Annotated in this window: 5 protein-coding genes; all 5 read right to left on the reverse strand. The window is 44.1% G+C overall.

Annotated elements, in window-relative coordinates; translation table 11 throughout:
• Positions 1 to 119 precede the first annotated feature (119 nt).
• Positions 120 to 3,695, reverse strand: a complete 3,576-nt coding sequence (locus VB775_RS15405; RefSeq protein WP_281009322.1) for a PAS domain S-box protein — start codon at positions 3,693 to 3,695, stop codon at positions 120 to 122.
• Positions 3,696 to 3,723: 28 nt separating this feature from the next.
• Positions 3,724 to 4,146 (reverse strand): response regulator, encoded by a 423-nt coding sequence (locus VB775_RS15410; protein ID WP_281009320.1) that lies wholly within the window; start codon positions 4,144 to 4,146, stop codon positions 3,724 to 3,726.
• On the reverse strand, positions 4,143 to 5,279 hold the full coding sequence (locus VB775_RS15415) for a sensor histidine kinase (RefSeq protein ID WP_281009319.1): 1,137 nt from the start codon (positions 5,277 to 5,279) through the stop codon (positions 4,143 to 4,145). The genes VB775_RS15410 and VB775_RS15415 overlap by 4 nt, the downstream gene beginning before the upstream one ends.
• A 506-nt stretch (positions 5,280 to 5,785) precedes the next feature.
• Positions 5,786 to 6,247 (reverse strand): response regulator, encoded by a 462-nt coding sequence (locus tag VB775_RS15420; RefSeq protein ID WP_281009318.1) that lies wholly within the window; start codon positions 6,245 to 6,247, stop codon positions 5,786 to 5,788.
• Entirely contained in the window at positions 6,237 to 8,684 is a 2,448-nt protein-coding gene (locus VB775_RS15425; RefSeq protein WP_281009317.1) for a PAS domain S-box protein, read from the reverse strand. Before VB775_RS15425 ends, VB775_RS15420 begins: the two co-directional genes overlap by 11 nt.
• Between the last annotated feature and the right edge of the window lie 140 nt (positions 8,685 to 8,824).

Here is an 8,824-nt window from a genome sequence, read left to right on the forward strand (position 1 = left end):
GGGCATGGATAAGATCTTTTGTTGAGGAACTTGAGTATCTCATCTCTTGTCCCTTTTATCCCTCTTGTCTCATTTTGAGACTCTATGCCTAGCAACCTTTCTCAGACTTTTCTGCACCACTAAGCTTGACCAGATTCAATTTTCGCAACATCGAGAATGTCATTAATCAATGCTAAAAGATGGGTACTGCTATTCTCAATGGTTTGTAATGCTTTGAGTTGGCGATCATTAATACTGCCAAATATGCCCTCCTGTAGAGCCTCGTTCATTCCTAAAATCGAATTGAGCGGTGTCCGCAACTCATGGCTCATATTGGCAAGAAATTCATCTTTGAGGCGAGTAGCCCGCATCAGTTCTTCGTTGACTAAATGCAATTTCGCTTCAGCTTGTTTGCGATCGCTAATATCCTGCACGCTCGACCAGATCAATAACTCTTCATTCCGCAGAATCATTAATCCAGACAAAAGTACTGGCACAAGATGTCCATCTTTGTGGATATATTCCTTTTCATAGGGACCATAGCGACCTTCTGTTTGAATTAACCGCAGTTGTTCAGCTTCTTGGTCAGCATATTTATCAGGCGTGATATCCCAATAACTGAGAGATAGAACCTCCTCAACTGTGCGTCCTAAGATTTGGGCAAAGGCAGCGTTAACAAATACCAAGTGTCCATCTAGGCGACAGCTTGCTAAACCAATGGGAAATTCTGTGACTAACTGACGATTAAAAGCTTCACTTTCTGCTAAGTTTTCTTCGGCAATCTTGCGATCGCTAATATCTTGATATGTCCCTAAAACCCCTATAACCTCACCATGCAAGTCCCGCAAAGGAATTTTATTTGTTTCCAACCAAATAGTTTCACCATTTTCCTGATATTGAGTCTCGATAATATTTAGCTTAGGTTTGCCAGAGGTTATAACTTGGCGATCGTCGCTTCTATATTTCTCCGCATCACTTTCCCGCCAAGGCATCTCATAGTCAGTCTTACCTACTATTTCCGATGACGAGTCTAATCCTGCGCTTACCGCAAAATTCTGATTGCAACCTAAATAGACTGATTGGCGATCTTTCCAAAATACAAACAACGGAAATGTATTAAGAACTAGTTGCAGAAAACGTTGAGATTCAAGAAGTTCGATTTCCACTTTTTTCCGTTCGGTAATATCTCTAAAGATTCCTCTGGTGGCAACTGGGATGCCATCTTTTAGTTGACAGTTCACATTGCCTTCCACAACAATTGTTTGACCATCCTTAGTTACAAATCTAGTCTCGATCGCGATACATTGCTCGCCACAAAATAGACTTTGCATGGCGATCTGACAATGTTCAAGGTCTTCTGGGTGGATAACTTGAAAAATCGATAAGTTTTCTAATTCGGCTTCGCTATAGCCTAAGGTACTTTTCCATGCACGATTTACAAATGAGATGTTACCTTCTGGAGATATGCTCTGGATTAAATCAGTTGCGTTGTCAAAGAAATCTCGAAGTTGTTCCTCACGTTCTTGCAGTGCTTGGGTGCGTTCTAATACACGCTCCTCTAGCTCATGGTTTAGGCGATTGAGTGCTTCGTTGACATTTTTGCGCTGCAATTCTGCCGAAGCTCTCGCGGCAAAGACCTGCAAAATGCCGATCGCTTCAGCCCTTGTAGTTTCTGACATTGGCTTTGTATCTAAAACACAAAGATTACCAATGACGATATCTTCATCATCTCTTAAGGCAATTCCTAAGTAGCTTTCAGCTTGCATGGTCACAAGATCGAGATCTTCTGCAAAGACTGTTTGGACGGATTCCTCGCAATGATACTGCCCATGTTGCATACAAAGTTCGCAGGGAGTTTTGGCAGGTAGATAGGAAATAGCAGGTTGTAAGCTCCCATTTGCCCAGAATCCTAACGTAACCAATTGATCGCCAACAAGTTCGGTCACGAGAGCATGGGTGACATCAAGAGCGTCGGCAAGGTGGCGTACCAATTCCACAAAAAAGTCTGCTCCTGTAACGGCGGCAGTTCCTGTTACGAGTTTTTGTAGGACGGTCTCGGCGCGTTTGCGATCGCTAATATCGGTAACCGTCCCCACATAGCCAATGATTTCGCCATAGATATCGTGTTCGGCTCTGGCTCGTGAAAGTACCCAAGTTACAGTGCCATCAGGCTTTTGAAAACGACACTCAACCTCAAACGGGCGATGCTCTTGTACGGAGGCATACCATTCTGCGCCAACTTTTGCGCGATCGTCAGGATGCAATGCTCTTGACCAGTTAGGACCAGATGCTTCTGCTACGGTCAAGCCCGCGATCTCACACCAGCGATCGTTGAGGTAGATCGCATCACCATTGGTATTAGTGCGAAAGATGCCCACAGGAGCTGCTGCTGCTAGAGACTCAAAGCGTTTCTGGCTCTCACTCAAGGAAATCTCGATCTGTTTTCGAGTCGTAATATTTACGCCAACTCCCAAAACCCCATCCGTATTGCCAAATATTTTAATCGGGCGCTTTTGCCATTGGAGCCATTGAGAACCAAGAACTGAATGAGGTATTGTTTCTTCGGGCAGGAACATTTCTTGTTGGCTTACAATGACATGACGATTTTCTTCAAGAAATCGCTCTGCATCTATGGCGTTGGGGGTAAAGTCAGCATCTGTCTTACAGACGAGATCTTCAACTGTGGTGTTATAAAAATCAGCCATAGTTTGATTGGCAAGCAGATAGCGACCATCCCAATCTTTGACAAATATCATATTGGGATTACTATCAATGACTAATTTAAAAAACTCCTGTTGTTGCTGAAGTTGATCCCGACTTGCCCGCAATGACTCCTCAATTTTTAAGCGTTCTTGATTTTCTTGTCTTAAATCCGCGATCGCCTGTTGCAGTTCGGCAGTTCGTTCCTTAACCGTATTTTCTAAACCCTCCTGAGAAATTCTTAATTCCTGTTCAACCTTTTTTAGGGAAGTGACATCGCGGATCACCCCAATTCTGCTGAAATGGGTGTTTTCGATAACGCAAGTTTCAGCTAGTAAAGCCAAATAATTTGTGCCATCGGCTCGACACATGATCATTTCTACTTCGAGGCTGCAAGTCTCATCGGCACAGGAAGGGCGCTGTTGCAACCATGCTTCTAGATAGGGTTGCTTCAATACTTGAACTGATTGCCCGATCGCCTCTTTTGGAGAAATATTACTCAACTCTGCAAGAGTATTGTTAATGTACTGTAACCTTCCTTTGCAATCTAAAATGTAGATGCTATCTTTGACGCTCTGGATCGCACGGTTGAGTAATTGTAATTGCCCCTCAGTTTGATGACGACTTAGGGTTTTACTAATGGTTACGGGTAAAATTTTCAGATAGTTGCGTTCGGGATCTTTGATCAAATAGTCCGCCGCCCCTTGGCTCATCAATCTTGCCGCCGTTTCTTCATCCCCACTACCTGTCGAGATCACAAATGGACAATTTTGTTCTTTCAGAATCGGAAATAGTTCACTAGATTGACCATCGCCTAAGTTGTAATCGAGAATCGCAATTTGAAATTTGCGGTGATCGCGCAGAATTTCTAACGCCTCTGATAGTGAGCTTGCTAAGGTATATTCATAGGGCAAACTATGCTGTTTCACAGTTCGTGTAAAGGCAAGTCGATCTATCTGATCGTCTTCAACCATCAGAAGTTGAATTTTTTCTGAACTATCGGTAGTGGCAGCCATAAACTTATTAGCAAGAATCTACATAAAATTAAGAAACAAAATTCGGAATTTCACTTAACCGCCAATATTGATAAAGAATTTGTAATTTCTCGACAAAAGCGGGATATTCTAGCGGTTTGACAATATATCCTGCTGCACTTAACTCAAAACTAGCAAGACGATCCTGCTGTTCTTGAGAAGTAGTCAAAATGACTACGGGAATTTTGCACCAATCAGCATCGGATTTGAGGATTTTGAGAAACTCTAGCCCGTTCATCCTTGGCATATTTAGATCTAATAAAATTAATGCAGGGACTGGATTGTTAGGATCTCGTAAAAAATCTAGAGCAGATTCACCATTGGATCTGACATGGAGAGGATTATTTGCATTTATATCCCTTAAACCGCGTTTAAGGGTCATAATATCCAAAAGATCGTCTTCCACAAGCAAAATTGGATCGAAGCTTCTCATGATTTTTGCACCTCAATCATGGATTCTGGCATATCTTCTGTTATAGGTAATGTAAACCAAAATGTACTACCCTTACCAACTTCAGAAGTCAACCAAATTTTACCACCATAGGTTTCGACAATTTTTTTGACGATCGCTAAGCCCACCCCCGTACTCTCAGACTGATCTCGCGGAATTAGGGTTTGAAATATCTGAAACACTTTGTCAAAGTGTCTAGACTCAATTCCCATCCCCGTATCACTAACATAAAATTCCCAATAGCCATCTTTTTGTGAATGACCGATGTGAATTTCCCCTTCAGGCTTACCCATATATTTTACAGCATTTCCAATCAAATTTTGAAATACCTGTTGCATTCGTGTCTTTTCTGCAAACAGTGTTGGCAATTCGCTATTGATCGCGATTTGAATCCCATTGGGTGCAGCAATCATATCAATCGTTTCGTTAAGTAATCTTGCAAGATTTACTTGGGTTCTATTTTCCTTTACCCGACCCACACGAGAATATTGCAATACACCATCGATGAGATCGCTCATGCGCCTTACGCGACCACTCATCAGACTAAGCATATCGCGACCTTCGTCATCAAGGCGATCGCCATAATCATTTTGCACCCAATCAGCAAGAGAGGCGATGCCGCGCAAGGGAGCCTTGAGATCGTGGGAGACAATATAGGCAAAGTCTTTGAGTTCTTGATTGACGGCGGCTAGTTCTGAAACTAGTTTTAGCTGGCGATTTTCCGAGATTTTTCGCTCGATCGCATGGAGAATGGAGCGCTCAAGTAAGGTGGCACTTAAGAAATATCCCTTAACTAAGTAGTCCGATGCTCCTAATGCCATAGCTTTTTGGTCAATTTCGCGATCGCCCACTCCCGTCAGTAAAATTATGGGCTTGGTGCATCCCGTTTTAATGGCTGCTTGCAACAATTCCAATCCATTTTCTTTGCCAAGGCGAAAGTCAAAGAGATAGACATCATGGCAGTTTTTGCTAATTTCTGCTAAGCCGTCATCATAGTTGTCAACCCAAGTCAGTTTAAAGTCCAATAATTCGGCTTCGCTCAAAAAATCACGAGCCACAATATAGTCATCTTCATCATCGTCAACGAGTAGAACTCGACAAATATCTAAGGTCATTGTTTTCTGGTGAATTAATGATTTATTACGACTTACGCAAAAAACAAAATCATGATTCTAGTAGGGGCAATTCATGAATTGCCCCTACTTTTGCGTAAGTCCTATTTATTTACTGATGTTACGTGGAAGGAATTCCTGCGATCCTCAAGGTTGGGGGCTGGCACGGGGGCGCAGCCCCTACAAAACATGAATTCCTGCGGATCGGTTGGGGGCTGGCACGAGGGCGCAGCCCCTACAAAACATGAATTCCTGCGGATCGGTTGGGGGCTGGCACGGGGGCGCAGCCCCTACAAAACATGAATTCCTGCGGATCTCTCAAGGTTGGGGGCTGGCACGGGGGCGCAGCCCCTACAAAACATGAATTCCTGCGATCCTCAAGGTTGGGGGCTGGCACGGGGGCGCAGCCCCTACAAAACATGAATTTCTCAGGTAGGGGCAATGCCCCCGTGCTTGCCCTGTTACGCTAGCAGCAAGAGATTCATGATCTGCGTTCCACATAACATCAGTTATTTAGAAGCGCGATCTGGTAATTCTACAATTTCAAACCAATAAGATCCCACCATCTTCATGATTTGTACCATCGAATCAAATACAACTGGCTTGGCAATAAAGGAACTCACACCCAGATCGTAGGTGCGGAGGATATCTTCTTCAGCCTTAGATGTTGTGAGGACAACGATGGGAATTTGGCGAAGATCGGGATCGGCTTTGATCTCTTTGAGGGCTTCTCGACCATCCTTGCGCGGCATATTCAGATCTAACAGGATCAAGCTAGGACGAGGCGAAGTCGCGGGATCGCTATATTCGCCGCGACGATTTAGGTAATCCAGCAACTCCACGCCATCACCCACAAAATGTAAATCATTGGCTAGGCGATTTTCTTCTAGGGCATCTTGCATGAGTAGGCGATCGTCTTCATCGTCTTCTGCGACTAAGATGGTAACGCTTTTTCCTTTATTAGTCGGCATCCTGTAGATCTCCTTTGGGTTGATGAGTTGGTAAAGTAAAAATAAAAGTCGCGCCTTGATCAGGTTCACCCTGTGCGATTAAGGTTCCATTGTGCCTCTCTGCAATTTTACGGCAAATAGCTAACCCAATCCCCGTACCTTCAAAAGTCTTGCGCCCATGTAGTCGCTGGAAAATCTGAAAGATCCGCTCAGCATATTGCTGCTCAAAGCCGATGCCATTGTCAATAACCCGAATTTCACACCATTCTTGCTCATTTTCCATGTAAACCCGCGATCGCACCTGCACCACAGGCGTAACCTCTGCTCGCAAAAATTTCAAAGCATTGCCGATCAGATTTTGCAGAATTTGTCGCATTTGCAGAGCATCAGCTTCGACGCTGGGCAGAGGATCGACCTCAAGAATTACACCTGATTTCTCGATCCGCACCTCTAGGTCAGAGAGAACTCCCTCCAAAACCTCAGATAAGTTGATCGGTTGAAAAGGCTGTGCCTTGGTCGTCACCCGCGAGAAGTCGAGCAAATCATTGATTAAGATCTGGGCGCGACTCGCCGCATTTAACATCCGTTCTAAATAATCCAATCCCTTGTCGTTTAAGGAATCTTGGCAAGTCGATTTGAGGCGATCGCCAAAAGCCTGAATTTTGCGTAAGGGTTCCTGCAAATCATGGGAAGAAACATAGGCAAAGTCTAACAATTCTCGGTTACTGACTTCTAGTCGCTCATTCATCACGTTTAACTTTTTCATCGCCCCTTCCACTTCCTTTCGCAGTTTGAGTTCGATTTCTTTGCGGGTCGTGATTTCATTCTCGATCGCAATGAACTGCAATAAATTTCCATCGTCATCGAAGACAGGGTTGATATTTAGCGATAGCCAATAAGCTCTTCCGTCCTTGCTGTAGTTTAGGATTTCTCCAGAGAATGGCTCATGCTTTGCCAGCGCCTCACGAATTGAGGCAACTGTCTCCTGCGAAGTTTTCGCCCCTTGCAAAAACCCCCCCGGTTTTTTACCGATGACTTCAGCCAAGGTATAACCCGTCAGTTTATGAAAACTATGATTAACCCATTCAATCTCGCCTTGAGCATTGGTCACGATCGCCACATTGTCCGTTTTACTAGCGATTAGAGATAGCTTCTGTAACTCAATATCCGCCGCTTTACGAGCCGTGATGTCCTTCCGAATCGCTAAGTATTGATAAGGCTTGCCATCTTCATGCAAGAAAGGAACGATAGTCGTATCAACCCAATAGAAAGTCCCATCCTTAGCGCGGTTTTTGATTTCAGCCCGCCAAGTTTGACCACTGGCGATCGCTTTCCACATCTCCACAAAAAATGATCGCGGATGATGTCCTGAATTGAGCAGGCGATGATTTTGACCAATTAGTTCCTCTCGTCTGTATTTGGAGATTTCACAAAATTTATCATTGATGAATGTAATTGTTCCTTGGATATCAGTAATAGCAACAATTGCCGTTTGGTCGAGGGCAGCACTAATATCTTTAACTCGTTTCGCTGATTGCTTTTCCTCCGTAATATCTTTGGCAATGCCCATATATCCCGTTATTTCTCCGCTTTCTGTACGAATAGCGGTGATCGTCAGCATGACAGGAAATTTCGAGCCGTCTTTGCGAATATAAGTCCATTCCTGCTCATATACCTGCCCCAATTTTGTCTTAGCAGTGAAGACTTCAAACCCAACAGGAATTTCTGTGTTTAGCTCCTGCGATAAGTGATTTGCTTGGGAGGCAATTTCATGAAGCTCATGAAAAATTGCTGGGCTAGTCTTGCCCACTATCTCTGATGCGGCATAGCCTAGCATCCTCTCTGCGGCAACATTAAAGTCTTGGATCGTCCCCTCCAAGTCAGTCGCAATGATTGAAAAGTTGGCGTTGTCTAAGATTGCCTGCTTAAGGGATAGGACTTCATCCAATTGTGATTCGGTGAAGTTACTATTAAGTCTTAACTCCAGTTGATTAATCACCAGACGGCTAAGGGCTTCTAACTGTCTGATTTGGGCTTCGGTGAGGTTGTGAGGTTGGGAATCGATCGCACAGAGAGTCCCCAGCGCATAATTATCATGGGTAATTAAAGGAACTCCCGCATAAAAGCGAATGTTGGGATCTTTTGCCACTAATGGATTGTCGGCAAAGCGGGGATCTTGACTGGCATCAGGGACATTTAAGGTCGCATGGGCGGCAACGGCATGACCACAAAAGGAAATATCGCGAGGGGTTTCCGTGGCATCTAGCCCAACACGAGATTTAAACCACTGGCGATCTTTGTCAACTAAGGAGATGAGGGCGATCGGCGTTCCGCAGATATCCGCAGCAAGTTGCGTCAAGTCGTCATAGACTTGCTCTGGTAATGTATCGAGAATTTTGTAGCGATCGAGGGCAACTAAGCGATCGCTTTCATTGGCTGGAATTTCAGGTTTTTGCATAAAATGTAATTAATTAACGTGAGTTCGATGGAGTAGACAAAAGCAAAAGAAAAGCTGAGACTAGGTTTGACAAACTAAAAGCCTCAGCAATATGAACAGTATCGTATCGCACTTGGATATCACGCGAATCTTCTGTGAAG

Source organism: Pseudanabaena sp. CCNP1317, assembly GCF_034931345.1.
Taxonomy (GTDB): domain Bacteria; phylum Cyanobacteriota; class Cyanobacteriia; order Pseudanabaenales; family Pseudanabaenaceae; genus Pseudanabaena; species Pseudanabaena galeata.